This window comes from Nocardia sp. NPDC004722 (assembly GCF_053601505.1).
In genome coordinates this window covers 1-15809 of record NZ_JBSGBY010000131.1, presented here as the reverse complement: position 1 = coordinate 15809, position 15809 = coordinate 1, and the positions used below count along the sequence as shown (strand labels likewise).

General features: G+C 67.1%; 14 protein-coding genes. 7 read left to right on the top strand and 7 right to left on the bottom strand.

The window, feature by feature from the left end; genetic code table 11:
* Both ACWELQ_RS15565 and ACWELQ_RS15560 read left to right on the top strand, forming a co-directional pair.
* Window positions 1–555, top strand: a 555-nt coding sequence (locus ACWELQ_RS15565) for a phosphotransferase family protein (RefSeq protein WP_452397712.1), incomplete at its 5' end; no start/stop codon positions are given.
* Window positions 556–633: 78 nt separating this feature from the next.
* Window positions 634–1857, top strand: a complete 1224-nt coding sequence (locus ACWELQ_RS15560) for an acyl-CoA dehydrogenase family protein (RefSeq protein WP_452397711.1) — start codon at window positions 634–636, stop codon at window positions 1855–1857.
* A gap of 4 nt (window positions 1858–1861) precedes the next feature.
* On the opposite strand, the gene ACWELQ_RS15555 is transcribed toward ACWELQ_RS15560, so the two are convergent.
* Window positions 1862–2656, bottom strand: coding sequence for an alpha/beta fold hydrolase (locus tag ACWELQ_RS15555; RefSeq protein WP_452397710.1), 795 nt, complete (start codon window positions 2654–2656; stop codon window positions 1862–1864).
* Window positions 2657–2855: 199 nt separating this feature from the next.
* Between ACWELQ_RS15555 and ACWELQ_RS15550 the strand changes: the two genes are divergently transcribed.
* From ACWELQ_RS15550 to ACWELQ_RS15540, 3 genes are all read left to right on the top strand, one after another.
* Window positions 2856–4382, top strand: coding sequence for a DUF222 domain-containing protein (locus ACWELQ_RS15550; protein WP_452397709.1), 1527 nt, complete (start codon window positions 2856–2858; stop codon window positions 4380–4382).
* A 698-nt stretch (window positions 4383–5080) separates the two neighbouring features.
* Window positions 5081–5494, top strand: a complete 414-nt coding sequence (locus tag ACWELQ_RS15545; protein WP_452397713.1) for a GtrA family protein — start codon at window positions 5081–5083, stop codon at window positions 5492–5494.
* Window positions 5495–5708: 214 nt separating this feature from the next.
* Complete coding sequence (locus ACWELQ_RS15540) at window positions 5709–6692, top strand: glycoside hydrolase family 6 protein (protein WP_452397708.1); 984 nt, start codon at window positions 5709–5711, stop codon at window positions 6690–6692.
* 4 nt (window positions 6693–6696) lie between these two features.
* Here ACWELQ_RS15540 and ACWELQ_RS15535 read toward each other — a convergent pair whose 3' ends face one another.
* Window positions 6697–8655: a galactose oxidase-like domain-containing protein gene (locus tag ACWELQ_RS15535; protein WP_452397707.1), complete on the bottom strand. Its 1959-nt coding sequence runs from the start codon at window positions 8653–8655 to the stop codon at window positions 6697–6699.
* Window positions 8649–10448 carry a glycosyltransferase family 2 protein gene (locus tag ACWELQ_RS15530; protein ID WP_452397706.1) on the bottom strand — a complete coding sequence of 600 codons (1800 nt, stop codon included), beginning with the start codon at window positions 10446–10448 and terminating at the stop codon, window positions 8649–8651. The genes ACWELQ_RS15535 and ACWELQ_RS15530 overlap by 7 nt, the downstream gene beginning before the upstream one ends.
* 434 nt (window positions 10449–10882) lie before the next feature.
* Between ACWELQ_RS15530 and ACWELQ_RS15525 the strand changes: the two genes are divergently transcribed.
* Both ACWELQ_RS15525 and ACWELQ_RS15520 read left to right on the top strand, forming a co-directional pair.
* Complete coding sequence (locus ACWELQ_RS15525) at window positions 10883–11635, top strand: SDR family oxidoreductase (protein ID WP_452397705.1); 753 nt, start codon at window positions 10883–10885, stop codon at window positions 11633–11635.
* Window positions 11636–11719: 84 nt separating this feature from the next.
* Window positions 11720–11896 carry a DUF6374 family protein gene (locus tag ACWELQ_RS15520; RefSeq protein ID WP_452397704.1) on the top strand — a complete coding sequence of 59 codons (177 nt, stop codon included), beginning with the start codon at window positions 11720–11722 and terminating at the stop codon, window positions 11894–11896.
* On the opposite strand, the gene ACWELQ_RS15515 is transcribed toward ACWELQ_RS15520, so the two are convergent.
* From ACWELQ_RS15515 to ACWELQ_RS15500, 4 genes are all read right to left on the bottom strand, one after another.
* Window positions 11893–12777 carry an STM4011 family radical SAM protein gene (locus tag ACWELQ_RS15515; protein ID WP_452397703.1) on the bottom strand — a complete coding sequence of 295 codons (885 nt, stop codon included), beginning with the start codon at window positions 12775–12777 and terminating at the stop codon, window positions 11893–11895. The two genes, ACWELQ_RS15520 and ACWELQ_RS15515, sit on opposite strands and share 4 nt — an antisense overlap.
* A gap of 6 nt (window positions 12778–12783) precedes the next feature.
* Window positions 12784–14190 (bottom strand): STM4012 family radical SAM protein, encoded by a 1407-nt coding sequence (locus ACWELQ_RS15510; RefSeq protein WP_452397702.1) that lies wholly within the window; start codon window positions 14188–14190, stop codon window positions 12784–12786.
* Window positions 14187–15074, bottom strand: coding sequence for an STM4013/SEN3800 family hydrolase (locus ACWELQ_RS15505; protein WP_452397701.1), 888 nt, complete (start codon window positions 15072–15074; stop codon window positions 14187–14189). Before ACWELQ_RS15505 ends, ACWELQ_RS15510 begins: the two co-directional genes overlap by 4 nt.
* 70 nt (window positions 15075–15144) lie before the next feature.
* Window positions 15145–15809: STM4014 family protein (locus ACWELQ_RS15500; RefSeq protein ID WP_452397700.1), on the bottom strand; the 665-nt coding region annotated here is incomplete at its 5' end.

Here is a 15809-nt window from a genome sequence, read left to right as displayed (position 1 = left end):
GGGCGGCCCGAGGGTTTCCTGGAACGGCAGGTCCGGCGCTGGAAGAAGCAACTCGACGCCTCCTACAGCCGGGAGCTGCCCGCCGCACTGGAACTGCACGAGCTGCTGGGCAAACACCTTCCGGCGCAGTCACCGACCGGGATCGTGCACGGCGACTACCGCCTCGACAATGTGCTGGTCGACGCCGCCGACCGGGTCGCCGCCGTCATCGACTGGGAGATGGCGACCCTGGGTGACCCGCTCACCGATATCGGGCTGCTGCTGGTGTATCAGCGCATGAGCGACGCCGGCATGATCGGCGTCAGCGATGTCGCGCTCGCACCCGGCTACCCCGACGAATCCGAGGTGCTGCAACGGTATTCGAGCCGCTCGGGCCGCGATCTCGCCGACATCGGGTTCTATGTGGCGTTGGCGTCGTTCAAGCTCGCCGTGATCAGCGAGGGCATCTACTTCCGGTTCATCCATGGCCAGACCGTCGGCGCGGGTTTCGAGCATTTCGGTGACGGCGTCGAACCGCTGCTGCGCGCGGGGATCTCGGCGCTGCGGGAGCCGTGAGCCGCATCCATAGTTGAATCCGGTGTCAAGTTCACGTACGGTCCGAAACGGAAATTCACGCCACCGTCAGGAGTTTCGATGTTCGAGCTGTCGGAGCGGGCCAGCCGCTACCGGGATGACCTGCTGGCCTTCATGGACGAGCACATCTACCCCGCCGAGACGGTGTACGAGGCGCAGATGGCCGAGGCCGGCGATCCGCACTTCCAGCCGCCCATCGTGGAAGAACTCAAGACCGAGGCCCGCAAGCGCGGACTGTGGAATCTCTTCCACCCGCACCCGCAGTGGGGTCCCGGCCTGAGCAACCTCGAGTACGCGCCGCTGGCCGAGATCATGGGCCGCAGCGCGCATCTCGCGCCGGAAGCCACCAACTGCTCGGCTCCCGACACCGGCAATATGGAGGTGCTCACCCTCTTCGGCACCGAGGAGCACCAGCGGGAGTGGCTGGCCCCGCTGCTGGCCGGTGACATCCGCTCCGCCTTCGCCATGACCGAACCCGCGGTCGCCAGCTCGGACGCCACCAATATCCAGCTGCGCATGGAACGCGACGGTGACGACTACGTGCTCAACGGTCGCAAGTGGTGGACTTCCAATGCCCTGCACAAGAATTGCAAGGTCCTCATCGTCATGGGCAAGACCGATCCGACCGGGCCGGTCCACCGCCAGCAGTCCATGATGGTCGTCCCGCTCGACACCCCCGGCGTGACCGTGCAGCGCGGCCTGCCGGTCTTCGGCTACCAGGACCGTGAGGGCCACGCCGAAGTGACCTTCGAGAACGTCCGGGTCCCGGCGACCGCCCTGCTCGCCGGTGAGGGCGACGGCTTCATGATCAGCCAGGCCCGCCTGGGCCCCGGCCGCATCCACCACTGCATGCGGGCCATCGGCATGGCCGAACGCGCCCTCGACCTCATGATCGACCGCGCGCAGTCCCGCACCACTTTCGGTGAGCCCGTGGCCAATCGGGCCAATATCCAGGACTGGATCGCCGAATCCCGCATCGAGATCGACATGGCGCGCCTGCTCACCCTCGAGGCCGCCTCACTCATGGACACGGTCGGCAACAAGGCCGCGCGCACCGTGATCGCGGCAATCAAGGTAGCGGCACCGAACGTAGCGTTGAAGGTCGTCGACCGCGCCATCCAGGTACACGGCGGCGCAGGCGTCTCCGACGACTTCCCCCTCGCCTCCATGTACGCCCACCTACGCACCCTGCGCCTGGCCGACGGCCCCGACGAGGTACACAAGCGCTCGATCGCACAGTGGGAACTACGCCGCCGAGACCCCAACTGGGGCAAGAAGTCCTAAAGCCTCACCCGGGTCCGCCGTGGTGGCGAACAATCCGGTGACAATGCCGGTGACGGTTTCGTTGAAAACGTCGGGCGGCGGTGCCGACGATCTTCCCGTCCCGCGGCTGGTAGTACGGGCAGATCTCCCAGATCGGTACGGTGGCCCCGGCCATCTCGACCCGGCTGTCGGTGATGACATCTTCGCTGTAATACTCGGCGGCCGTGGTGAAGTCGCTGCGCGCCAGCATCGGAGCGTACGTCTCGGCGGCGGTGGGGTCGATGACTCCCATGTAGCGCATGTAGTTGCGCGCATAAGTGAGCTTGGCATCAGGAGTCATTCCGGCACGCATCAGCGCGACCATGGCATCGGCCTCGTCGGTCCGCTGTTGCACGGATTCATTCTCGTAGCCGGGAAACACCGGCAGCCCCTCGACCGCGACGACGCCGGAGATCAGGTCAGGATGCTCGGCGGCGATGCGCAGGGCGATGGTGCCACCGATGCTGTGGCCCAGCACAATTGGTTTCGCCAGGTGGCGGGTGGAGATCAGTTGCACCACCTCATCGGTGTACCGGCCGATCAGATCGTGACTGTCAGACGGAGCGGGTGCCCCGTCGAACCCTGGGAAAGCGACGGCATACACGGTGCGGTGATGCCGCCGCAGTTCGGTGATCGTCGTGGCCCACTCCCACGGCCCACTCATCGATCCTGGCAGCAAGATCACCGGCGCACCGCCGCTCCCCGCCTGCTCCACCCGCATCCCGTCAACCCAATACATCGGCGCCGCCTCCGTCCGAGCGCAACCACTGATCGCGATCACCGCCGCGATGGAAACCCAACTACCCCAACGCATCCAAACCGCGCGCATCGAACCCCCTTCGAAGGCTCAGTAAACCAGAAGATTTGGCAGAACACCGAGCCTGCATGAACAATCATTTGGTACGGAGGAATCTCGAATCATGTTGCCATACTGGACATTTCGGGTTCCCATGCCCTCCGTGCGGCGGTAATATTAGTACATGCATTCGAAGGGGGAAGTATTCGAAACCAGCGGCATCACCCAACTGGTGACCGCAGTCCACTCCGTAGCGACCACAGTCCGCTCCAACGGCCTCGCCTCACTCACCGACGCCGAGTTCACCGCTTTCCTGCGCGACCTCGAAACCTGCAAACGTCAACTCTCCGCACTGGATTCACCGCTGGTCATCGCGATCGCCGAACGCGGCCTGCCGCAATCCACCGGCGCGGGCTCGCCGAAGGAGTTCCTGCGCCAGACCTTGAGCTTGTCGCGTTACGACGCCGCGGGCCGTGTGAAGATCGCCGAGGTGTGTGGCGAGTTTCTTGCCATCGATGGCACGCCGCGTCCGGTGGGCCTGTCCGCTACTGCGGAAGCCTATGAGGCCGGTGCCATTTCGCGTGATCATGTCCGCAACGTCGTCGACGTGATGAACCATCTGCCTGCCGATATCGCGCCGGAGGCGTACGCGGAGATTGAGCAGCAGCTCGTCGAGCACTGCGTGACCGGCTGGCCGGATGACCTGCCGAAGATGGGCCGCGAGATCCTGGCGCGTCTGGATCCGGAGGGCACGGTGATCTCCGATGCCGACCGCCGTCGTCGTCGCGGGATCACCCTGGGTCGTGCCGGTGTGGATGGCATGTCGAAGGTGGAGGGTTGGCTGACCCCGGAGCTGCGTGCCTACCTGGATGCGTTCCTGGCCAAGTACGCCCGCCCGGGCATGTGCAACATCGACGATGTCGAGCCGCTTGCCTTGTCGGAGAAGGCATTCGACTCCAAGACGCTGGAGGAGGCTGCGCGTCGTGATCGTCGTGATGCGGGTCAGCGCACCCACGACGCGTTGTTCGCGCTGCTGCAGCCCGTTGCCGCCGTCGACACCCACACCACCGCGACCGAGTCCACCGATTCGGCCGATGCTGCCGAGGTGAGCGAATCCGCCTCTCCGGCGGCCGGTTTCGGGCAGCACCGTGGCCTCAAGACCCAAGTCATCCTCACCATGAGCCTCGCCGATCTCGAACGCGGCGCGGGCCTGGCCTCAACAGCCACCGGCGGCCACGTCTCCATCAACGAAGCGTTGAAGATGGCCGCGGGCTCCCGCCCGGTGCTGGCTGTGCTTGACCCGCATGGCATCCCGTTGTTCCTGGGTCGCGGCAAGCGTCTCGCCAGTCCCGGTCAGCGTCTGGCGTTGATCGCGCGCGACAAGGGCTGCACCCGTCCGGGTTGTGATGCGCCCGCGTCGATGTGCGCGGTGCACCACATCACCGACTGGGCCGACGGTGGCCCGACCGATCTGGCGAATCTTGCTTTGGCGTGCGATCACTGCCACGCCCTGGTCAATGATTCGGTCGATGGTTGGAAGACCGTGGTCATGGGTAAGGATTCGGAGTTCGCGGGGCGCTGTGGGTGGATCGCCCCGAAGCATCTTGATCCGAGCGGCACGCCACGGGTCAACGAGCGTCATCACGCTGGGGAGCAGGTCGCCACTAGCACCGCCGCAAGCTGCCGGAAGTGGGGATCACGGGCAGCGTGAAACCCGGACGGTTCATCGGTTTCGGGTGTGCGCAGGGCAAACGACGAAGTGTGGGCACGTCGCCTGCCCTACCGGACCTGGGCTGACGCCGGGTCGGGAGCCGCCACCCGCCGATCCCGGCCGACGGACCGCACGCATCACCTTCTCGAGACCAAGATCCAAAGACCAAGACCAAAGACACCAAGACCCACGACATCTCGAGACCTTCTCCACTGCGGCGCACAGCTTCTCGACGTTCTTTGACAACTTCACAGAGCATCGAGCGGTAATCCGGGAACGCGGCTTCGCCGGCCGCCTTCCCGCCCACCCACCCGATCTGTCCGCTGGTGCGGAAACGCGGCTACGCCGCCTGCCACGCGACCTGGTAGCCGGTGCGGAAACGCGGCTTCGCCGCCGGTCCGTGGATCCTCGCGGCCAACCTACGCCGGGTTCGTGTTCTTTGTTCTTGTTCTCTGCCATTACAAAGGGTCGATACACGGCCGGTCGGTGAGGTGGCTGGTACCGCCGATGGGCGAACCCAACTCAGCCACCTCCCAACTCCTCCTCCAGGCCATCTTTTGTCTTTTCGTCCTTCTGACCTGGAGTGGGTACGCCACGACAGGAGCGTGTCAGGACGACGTCAGCCGGGTGTCAGCGAGCATGGCGACAGTGCTTGTGTGAACAGCACAGCACTCGCCGCACCCGGGCCGTGGACGCCCATGGATATCGACGTCCCGGGATTTCTGCGGGGAGACCACGCGATCGCCCAGCTGATCCGGTTCGCACTGGTCGGCGGGCTCAGCAATGTCTCGTATGCGCTGCTTTTCATGGCGATGAACGGTGTCGGCCCGCTGATCGCGAACGTCGCCGGATCGATCGTCAGCACCGTGATCGCGAATGAGCTGCACCGCCGGTTGACGTTCCGGGCGGCGGGCAAGGTCGGTTGGTTCACCGCGCAGTGGGAGGGCGGTGGACTTGCCGCGGTGGGCCTGGTGATCAGTACGGCGGCGCTCGGTGCGCTGCAGTTCTGGGCTCCGGGTCTCGGGGAGCTCACGCAAGCCGGCGCGGTGATCGCCATCATGGCGGCGGTCGGCGGGCTGCGCTTTCTAGCCCTGCGAGGATTCGTCTTCTGATCTCAGCCACTCGGTGAGCGCGCGCAAGCCCCAGCCGCTGGCCCAGCGCAGCTCGCAGTTCAGGGCCAGCAGTTGGCTGCCGAGGTTGGGGGCCAGCGCGGAATCAATTGTGCGGGAACGGCATACTGTGTGGCATGCGACAAGGGTGATCGAGAGGGGGACGATCGGAATGGGGCGGTCGCGGTCGATCAGAGTGGGGATACTGAGCGCGGTCGTGCTGGAGTTGCTTCTCATCGGGTGTGGTCGGGAGCCGGGCACGAGCGTGGTGGCCGCCGTGGAGCGGAATGCCCCGCCCAGCGGGGAATTGTTGCTGGAATCCAATGACGGGTATTACGCGGATCTGCGCGCCACCCTGCCGACCGTCACCGATCCGCGGGTGCGCGCCAATCTGGAGCGGTTGATCCGGACGCCGGTGGCCGAATGGCTGCCGCACGATCTCGACGTGACGACCGCGACGATCCATCTGGATATCACCCGGGCGCACACCGCGGACTCCATTCCGATGTTCGTGGCCTACAACATTCCCGGCCGGGACCTGCACGGCGAATCCGGTGGGGGACAGGCGGGTGCGGACGCCTACCGGCAGTGGATCCGGGGCGTGAGCGACGCCATCGGCCAGGATCGGGCGATCGTCGTGCTGGAGCCGGACGCGCTGGCGCACGCCACCGAGATGAACGATGCGGACCGGGCGACCCGGCTCGCGCTGCTCGGAGACGCCTACGGGCAACTGTTGCAGCATAATCCGGCGACCGCCGTCTACCTGGATGTCGGCAACAGCACCTGGGTGGATCCGAATCGGGTGGCCGAGCTGCTGCGCAGTGTCAGCCAGAACGGTGCGAGCCAGAGCAAGGCCAACCCTGCGCCGCCGGTGGCGGGGATCGCGCTCAATGTGGCCAATCGGCGGCCCGAGGACGAGATTCGCGCCTACGCGACCCGGATCCAGCAGGCGTACGGGCATCAGCTGTTCGTGATGATCGACAGCTCGGTTAACGGCGCTCCTCATACCGCCGACCTGGTCGAGTGGTGTAATCCGAAGGGGCAGAAGGTCGGCAGCGTGCCGAGTACCCGGTTCGACCGGGATGCCATGGTGACGCACGCGTTCATCAAGACTCCGGGGCAGTCCGACGGGCGATGCGGTACCAGCGACGCCCCGGCCGGAGAATTCGACCGGCAGCTACTGCTGGATCAGCTGTCGTAGGCACTCACGTCAGGTGCACCCATTTCGCGATGCTCGGCACCCCGGCGGTATCGACCGCGAACAGCATGTACCAGCCCGCCGGAGCGATCGCCGGACTATCCGGAATCGACACGGACACACCGGCATCCGTGCGGGTGAGCGGCAGATCGATCACCCGCTCGTTGGTGTCGGTGACATGGGTGATCGCCGCCGGGGTCAACAGCCGCATCGACGTCACCTGTGCCGCCCCGGGCACCTCGGGCAGGCTGCTGCCCACCGTGTACGTGACGCTCGTGCCTCGCTGGATCTCCGCCGGACCGTCGGTGATCACCGGTCGCGCCACCGTTCCGCCGTCGGGCTTGTACAGGTAAGGCGGCGTGTAGATCTCGATCCGGCGCTCGAATTTGCCGGGCAGCGTGTTCTTCTTGTCGGCGAACAGCGGATTGGACCCGTCGGTCATGATCTGGCCCGAAGGCAGCAGCACCGCCGTGGAGTGATAGTCGCGTCCGACCGTCGGATCGGCCATCGGATGCAGCCCGCCCTGCTGATCGAGCAGGAACGCGGCCAGGATGGCACTGGCCCCGCGCCCGCGATAGTCGTTGGCGCCGTTGGTGATGAACACGTCGCCGCTGGGCAGCGGCACCAGATTCGGGTAGCGCGTGCCCTGCGGCAACACCGCCAGCGGTTCGAACTTCGGCTGTGCCGCCTTCAGGTCGACGAGGTCGATGCGTCCGGTCGACAGGGCCGAATCGCCGACCCCGCCGCCCCCGACCACCAGCAGCCGCTGATCCTGCACCGGCCCGAGCCACGCCGAGGACCCGGTCTCGAGCATGTTCGGATCCCGCAAGCCGGGCACCAGCTGGAACGAATTGTCGCTCAGATTCCAGATTCCCGGATCCCGATGCTCCTCGGCGGGACCCCAGCCGGTGCTGGGCCCGCTGAAGAACAGCCGCCCTGGTGTTGCGGTCTGGAAGACCGCCGGATACGTGGGGAAGATGCGGCGCAGATCGTCGCGCTCCACCCAGGTGCGGGTCGCGGGATCGTAGATCTCGGTCTGCCCGTCCAGGATTCGCCCGGAACCGTCGAGTCCGGAGGTGACCATCACCTGGCCGTCGGGTAACCGGGTGAGCGTCGGATACCAGCGGGCATAGTTCATATTGCCCACGGCCTCATAGGTTTCCGTCCACGGATCGAACAGGTACGAGGAGTCGATGCCCTGGTATTCCTTCTTCTTCAACGCCATCTCCGGCGCGAACCCGTACAGATTCTGCTGCTGGGCGTAGGTCAGCCCGCCGATCATGTAGTGGTCGTTGCGGTCCCACACCCCGTCGGTGCCGGTGGCGTCGGCCGCGACATACACATTGCGGTCGGTGGCGGACACCTTGTAGGTCACCGGGTCCTTGGCGGCCGGGGGCACGGTGATGTCCCGGTCGGAGCGGTACACCTTGCCGCTCTCCTTGCCCGTGAATGTCGTTCCCTTGGGCACGAATCCGGGGTGATCGGGGTCCTCGTTGCGGATGGTCATATAGCCGCCCGCGTGGGTGAGATTCTCCGGCAGCACCTCGTAACTGCCGGTGCCGCCCGCGATCAGCACCGATCCGTCGGCCAGATACGCCTGATCGGAACAGAACAGATCCACCGGGGTATCGATGCGTTTGGCGGTGCGGGTCGACGGGTCGAAGATCAGCGAATTGTAGATGCCCTTGTCGGAATTGTGGTGGTCGTTGCCGCTGCCCGCGATGAGCAGCACTTTTCCGGTGGGCAGCACGACGGAGTGAATGATGTTGGCGTCGATATCCTTCGGAAGCGTGATGACTTCCCAATAGCCGTATTTCGCCTTGTAGTCATCGGAATTGATCAGCCGGTTGTGCTGGAAGCGGTGATACAGCGCCGCCGCGGTCGCGGTGGTGGCGATGGCGAGGGTGCCGACCACGACGACGGTGACCACCCAGCGTACGAATCGGGTCGGCGTCTTCTTCAGCACGCCCGCTCCTCGGAGGTCGCCTCCGCATCGGTCGCCTCCACGACGTCGACCGCGGTGAGGGCGCGCGATTTCCGGCGGGCCACCGCGGACACCCACAGCGGGTTGAGTCGCCACACCAGGATCGGCGCGGCCGAGATGAGGGCGCCGAACACCGGCCACATGAGGGTGGCGGGGGCGGCCCAGCCGCGCACGGTGGTGAGCACGATGACGGTCACGTAGAAGACGAGCCACATCACATTGAGCCGGAAGGTGAACCAGCCGTCCTCGCGGCTCTTGGACCCCTTGGGCGTCACGTCGAAGCCGACCGGCCGCCGCAGCAGGCACTTCACCAGCGAATTCGCGTATACGGGTGCGGTGATGACGCTCATGAACATGCCGTAGACGCCCCAGGAATTGGTCGTCTCGTAGGGGCTCACATTGTGCCGGCGCACCCAGGTGTAGAGCGCCATCTGACTGACCGAGGCCCAGCCGTAGAACAGGAACCAACTGCCCGGCGACACGACCGCGCCGCTGACCCCGTACCAGCTGAAGATGGCGACATTGGCCGCGCCCAGCAGCCACACCGACGCCATCACCGGATAGAACGCCATCAGCAGCAGGTAGTGCACGATCCGCGCGGGCGCGCGCCACATGCGCAGCATCTGCAGCACGAACGGTCCGAAGAGCATGTGCTCGATCGCGCCGCGCGCCCACCGGTTCTGCTGCTTGTAGAAGTCGCCCCACGAGGCGGGCCCTTCACCGTGGGCCAGCAGATCCGGGGTGTATACGCCCTTCCACGGCCGCCCGGTGTCCGGGTTGCGTTGCGGCAGAATGGCGAAACTCGTCGCCATATCCTCGGTGATGGACGGCTGGATGCCGCCGATCGTGCTCAGCACGCTGGCGCGGATGGCGTAGCTGGTGCCCACCAGCATCGGCCCGCCGTGCGCGTTGGCCGCGGTCTGGATCAGGCTGTGGAACACGAACTGCTGGCTCTCGGCCAGCTTGGCCACCACATTCTCCTCGGCATTCGCGTACGCCTGCGGGCCCGCCACATACGCGACATCGGGATCGTTGAAATACCCGAGCATCCGCTCGCCGAACTCGGGCATGGGAGTGTGGTCGGGGTCGATGCCGAGGATGACGTCGTAGCGCGGCAGCTCGGTGTCCGCGCCGATCATGTCCAGCCCGGCATTGATATTGCCGAACTTGGTGCGGGCCTCGAACGGCCCTTTGCGCTGCTGGTATTCCTCGCGGCCGCCGCGGCTCAGATAGCGCACCCGATTGCCGGGTCGGGCATCGACCGCGGCCACCAGCTTCCGGACCCGCTCGGGCCGGTCCGGATCGCCCTCGTCCAGCACGAACACATCGAACACACCGGGCTGGCGATGCCGGATCTCTTTGGCGGCCAGCAGGGTTCGCTCCAGCACCGCGATATCCTCGCTGCGCGGCACGAACGTGATCAGCAGCGCGACATCCATCCCCGCGCGCGCCCGTAGCGGCACCGGTTTGCGTGCCAGCGCCGTGGTCAGCGACATCGCGAGCACCAGCGCGAAGCGGATCGCCTCCACGGTCACCACCAGCGTCACCATGATGATGGCGATTGCCCCGAACTGGTCGTATTTCTCTTGCGCCGCAAGGCCATTGTCGATCAGCCACCACACGTACCCGCCGCCCAGGCCCGCCGAGATCAGCGCGAGTCCGGTGGTCAGCAGTCGCCGTTTGCGGCCCTCGAGATGGCGGAATGACACGATATCGCCAACGCCGTCGAGGATGTCGCCGGTGACGGTGGCCTTTGTGAGCCGTGCGTCGACCAAATCCTGTGCAGTGTAAGATTTTTCGGTATCGTGTCGGACGAGGGCGCGGGGGTCGGGTCCCGCGGGGCGCTCACCATCCGACCGTGTGGTGGAGCGGCCGACGCCGCGCAGCGTCACCATCCTACGATCCTTGTACTTGCCGGCAGCCCGCATGGGTCGCCGAAAACACCACGAACAGCACTGTATCCCCCCAAGGCTGAAGCGGGCCCCTCGTGAACTCTCGTTCCACGCCGAACGCTTCTGCCAGAGATTAGCAGAGCGGCACCGGGTACGCTGCTCGATCAGCCTGGGCCGCAATGGGTTCCGGGAATGTATCCGGGATGAAACCGGCCGGTCAACGGTCGTCACAGGGGTGGCGACCCTATTGGTCCCGCATGCCGGGATACGCCAGGCCGCGCGTCTTCGCCTTTCGCTCCCTGCCTAGGCTCATCGGGGTGACGAATTCCAAGATCGTTCTTGTGACCGGCGCCGGGACCGGCCTGGGCCGCGCCATCACGCACGCGTTGACGGCGGCCGGGCATCGGGTCGTCGCCGTCGGCCGGACCGCCGCCACCCTGGAGGAGGCCGTGGCCGCGGCTCCCGGGCCGGGCGAGGCGGTCGTGTTCCAGGCCGATGTCACCGACGAGGCCGACGTGGACGCCGCCTTCGCCGAGGTGGTGCGGCGCTGGGGCCGGTTGGATGTGCTGGTCAACAATGCCGGGATCTTCGGTCCCACCAAGCCGATCGACGAGGTGTCGCTCGGGGAGTGGAAACAGGTCGTCGACATCAATCTGACCGGCGCGTTCCTGTGCGCGCGGGCCGCCTTCCGGCTGATGCGCAACCAAACGCCGCAGGGCGGGCGGATCATCAACAACGGGTCGATCTCCGCGCATACGCCGCGCCCGCACACCGTCTCCTACGCGGCCAGCAAGCACGGCATCACCGGGCTCACCAAGGCCCTCGCCCTGGAGGGCCGCGCGCACAATATCGCCGCCGGGCAGATCGATATCGGCAATGCCGCAACCGAACTCACCGCGGGCATCGCGACGGGCTCGCTGCAAGCCGACGGCAGCATCCGGCCCGAACCCACCATCGACGCCGCGAACGTGGCCCGGCTCATCGCGCAACAGGTCGAACTCCCGCTCGACACCAATGTTCCGTTCCTGACCGTCATGGCCACCGCCATGCCCTATATCGGGCGCGGCTGACCCTGCATCGGGCGCGGCTGACCCGGGCGGCACGCGGCCCGCGCCACTCGAACAAACGTTCTACTCGAGGTATCGTACCGGCCCATGCCGGAACTCTCACGACGCGACTGGGCGACGATGAACCTCGAGGAGGTGCGGCGGCAACTGCTGAAGGCGGCGGCCTTCGGCAAGACGCTCTCGCCCGAGCAGTTGGAGAACGCGGCCGGGAAGATCCGCGAGGGGTTGCGGATCTTCCTCGAGGAGACCGACCACCTCGGCTAGCCGGGATTGCCGAGCCTGCTGTGGTTGCCGAACTCGGTGAGATTGCCCGGGATCCGTTCGAGCACGCCGCCGGCGAAGACGTCGTAGAGCGGCAGGGTTTCCAGGTGCACGTACCCGATGTGGCAGTCGCACACGGCCAGTGGGCAGGGGCACGGGGTGAGGGCGGCGCGGTAGCTGCCGTCGTAGAGGTTGCCCAGTTCGGTGCGGACGAAATGGCAGCGGCGGACGGTGCCGTCGCCGTCGACGGAGAGGACGGATTCGCCGGTGCGGCAAGGGAGCCCGGCCGAGGGATGCGGATCGCGGCTGTAGGGGAACAACGGATCCAGGTCGGTCCAGGCGGCGGCTTCCGCGTCGGTGAGCGGGTGGCCTTCGGGGGCGTTGACCCACAGGTAGATGTGGTCGGGGAGTTCGGCTCGCAGTCGCCGCGCGGCCGGAAGATGCTCGGGGAAGCCGACGATGCCGACGCTGAAGCGGATGCCGCGCCGGACCAGGTCGTCGCATTTGGCGGTGAAACGCTCATACGGCGTCTGTCCGGGGTGGTAGGTGCACCACAGCGCCAACGTCTCCGAGTTCGCGTCGGCGAGCCAGTCGGTGCGGCAGCTGAGGTTGGTCTGGATCGCCACCCGCGCCACATTCGGCAGGTGCGACAGTTCGACCAGGGCGCGTCGGTACCAGGAGCGCACGAGACCCTCACCCCATGGCGTGAACAGGATCGAGAGCCGGTCCCCGGGCTGGTCGGCGACCCAGGCGGTGAAGCGTTGCAGGGCCGCGCGATCCGCGCGCAACTGCTCCCGGCTGTCGCGGCGCTTGGCGAACGGGCAGTAGGGGCAGTCGTAGTCGCAGGAGGAGAGCGGGCCGCGGTAGAGAATGGTGAGATCCACGGCGGCTCACCGGGCTTCGTAGGCCGCCATGGCGGCGTGCACGGCGGGAGAGAACAGGCGCGGGCCGATGGCGTCGGACCAGGCCAGGCCCGCGGGGGTCAGGCGCAACAGGTCCGGGCCGGAATCGAGGTCCAGCCAGCCGGATTCGGCGAATTCGGCCAGTTCGGCGGGGAAGTGGTCGGTGGGGTCGCCGCCGAACCGCTGTCGGTAGGCGGTCACGTCCATGCCCTGCGCCTGGAGCAGCGATTGCAGCAGATGACGGCGGCGGGCCTCGTCGGTGTCGATGTGGCGGCCCACCTCGGCGCGGGTGAAATCGGTTGTCCGCGTGTATTCGTCGATGATGCCGCGCACCTCGCGGGTGCCGACCGCGTAGTCGAACGAGTAATGCAGACCCGAGGTGTAGGAGCGGGCCCCACAGCCCAGGCCGATCATGCCGTCGGTCTGGCAGGCGTAATCGTCGGGGCCGACCGCTGCGGCGGCGAGATCCTCGCCCCTGGCCGGGATGCGGCGGAACATGCGCATCGAGCGCTGCTCGTAGCCGTGTGCGAGCAGATGGTCGCGGCCCGCCGCGTACAGCCGCAGCCGCTGCGCGTCCCAGTCGGCGTCGGCGTTCGACAACCCCGCGGCGTCCGAAGGCCCTGCGCTCGAAGCTCCCTCGGCGCCCGTGCGTCCCAACCCGGTCAGCGGGCGCACGTACAGCGGGTACAGGTAGAGCTCCTCGGGTTGCCAGGCCAAGGCCGCGTCCAGCGACGTGCGCCAGGTCGTTTCGGTCTGCCCGTCGATGCCGTAGATCAGATCGATGTTCAGCACCGGAATCCGTGCGGCCCGAATCGCTTCCAGAGCGGCCTCGACCTCGGCGCGGCGCTGCGGGCGCACCGCGGCGCGCGCCTCGGTGTCCACGAAGCTCTGTACGCCGATGCTCACCCGCGTCGCGCCGCGCGCGGCCAGGACCGCCAGCCGGTCCGGGGTCGCGGTGGCGGGGGAGGTCTCCACCGAGAGCGGGATGGACCGCAGGTCCGCGCCCATCCGCGTTTCCATGATGTCGCAGAGCCGTTCCAGCTCACCGGCACTCAGGAAGGTCGGGGTACCGCCGCCGAACGCCGCCGCGGCGAACCGGGCCGGGCCGTCGTCCAGTGCCGCCCGGACCGCTACCGCCTGCCGTTCGAGTGCGTCCAGGTAGCGTCCGGTGAGATCCTCCGGCGCGCCGACTCGGGTGAAGAGATTGCAGAAACCACACCGGTATTCGCAGAACGGTATGTGCGCGTAGAGCGACAGCGCGTGCCGGGGCTCTCCGGCCCACAGTTCGCGCAGCGACGGCCGGTCCGTGCCGAGTGGACGGTAGGCGGTCTTGTGCGGGTAGCCGTAGACGTACTGCTGATACGGCCGTAGCCGGGTCGGCACGATCGCGGTCATGCGGATCTCTCCAGGAAGAATTGCGCGTAGGGCACGGTCCACACGGCCTCGTGACCGAGCCGGTGGCCGGTGAAACCGCCGTCTCCGTAGGCGGTTCCGTGATCGGAGCACACGATGGCGAAACACCGGCGGCGGCTGCTCGCGGCGGCGAACAGCCGGCCGATGTGACGGTCCACGTATTCCAGTGCGGCGGCGTGGGTCTCGCGGGAATCGCCCGCCTCCCGGGTCGCGCCCGGCAGATGGAACCAGTTGGGCTGGTGCAGCGCGGACACATTCACGAACAGGAACAGCCTGCGCTCGCGCGGCAACGCGGCGATCACCCGTTCGGCGCAGGCGACCTGCGCCTCGAAGGAGGTCGGCGAGGCGACGGAGAAGTCACTGTCCCAATGGCTTTCCTCGAACAGTCCCGGCAACACCGACCCCATCGGCCCGCGTTTGTTGAAGAACCCGACTCCGCCGATACACACCGTGTGATAGCCGACCCCCGCCAGCGCGGACACGAAATCCGGTGTGTCGTAGACGAAGGTGCGCCCGGCGGTGGTCTCACTGCCCTCGAACCGGGCCGCGAACAGCCGCGGATGCGGTCCCTGCGACGCGGGCGTCGGCAAGAACCCCGCGAAGATCGCCTGATGCGAGGCATAGGTGAAACTGCCCGGCGCATGCCGCTTCTCCCACCGCCCACCCGGCAGATACCGCGCCAGATTAGGCAACCGCCCCGCCGCCGCGAGCTCGGAGGCCACATCGAACCGCAGAGTATCGAGCGTCACCAGCAACACATCATCCCGCCCGACCACCTCGTTCATATCCGGTTCGGCCCCCGACCCAACCCCGGCGCTCGAGTGCGGCTGCATGGTCGCGCCCGACGGGTTGGTTACGTTGGGCAAGGTGATCGCGCCGGGTTGGTCGGTCGCGTCGGGACGGGTGGTTGTGCGTGGTTGGGAGGTTGAATCAAGCTCAGGCGCAGGCATGCTGGTCGCTTTCGGTGCGGCGCAGGATCGCGGTGAGTTGGGCGTCGTAGGTGTCGCCGTGTTCGGCGCCGCTGCCCGCCAGGCCGGTGAGCCGGGGGAGCAGGTCGCCGAAGGCGTTGACCTCGCCGACGGTGAAGCGCCGCCAGCCGGTGCCGGGCAGGAGGTCCACGCCCACGCGGGAAAATCCGGGGAAGCAGGCGGCGGCCTGCTCACAGATGCCAAGAGCCTCCTCCCAGCTGCCGCCCGCGGCGGTGATCGCCGCGCGTGCTGCCGTGAGATCGCCACGCGCGCCGCCCAAATGGAGATTGGTCATGGGGGAGCGGCCGGTGCGCACGACAGCGTGGGTGGCACGGCCGCCGATCACTACTACGCGCAGGTCGGCGCTGCGGCCGGATTGGGAGGCTTTGGGCAGCCAGCGTTCCACGTGCAAGCCGTCGGGGGCGAGGGCGTCAACCAGCACCGCCACTTCGGATTCCGTGCCGTACTTGCGGACCCGCAGCGAATTGAACAGCCGCCCATCGGGTTCCCGGTGCACCGAGGTGGTCGCCTGCACACGCCCGCCGCCCGCCGTCTCGACCGCCAGCACACCGGACGCGGACGATCCGTGCGCGAGCTTCACGAACACCCGTGGCAACCGCTGCGCGGACATCA

What these genes read in the sequence shown, in the direction of transcription:
- ACWELQ_RS15560 (WP_452397711.1), top strand. Translation starts at nt 634, where the DNA reads ATGTTCGAGCTGTCGGAGCGGGCCAGCCGCTACCGGGATGACCTGCTG.
- ACWELQ_RS15550 (WP_452397709.1), top strand. Translation starts at nt 2,856, where the DNA reads ATGCATTCGAAGGGGGAAGTATTCGAAACCAGCGGCATCACCCAACTG.
- ACWELQ_RS15545 (WP_452397713.1), top strand. Translation starts at nt 5,081, where the DNA reads ATGGATATCGACGTCCCGGGATTTCTGCGGGGAGACCACGCGATCGCC.
- ACWELQ_RS15520 (WP_452397704.1), top strand. Translation starts at nt 11,720, where the DNA reads ATGCCGGAACTCTCACGACGCGACTGGGCGACGATGAACCTCGAGGAG.
- ACWELQ_RS15510 (WP_452397702.1), bottom strand. Translation starts at nt 14,190, where the DNA reads ATGACCGCGATCGTGCCGACCCGGCTACGGCCGTATCAGCAGTACGTC.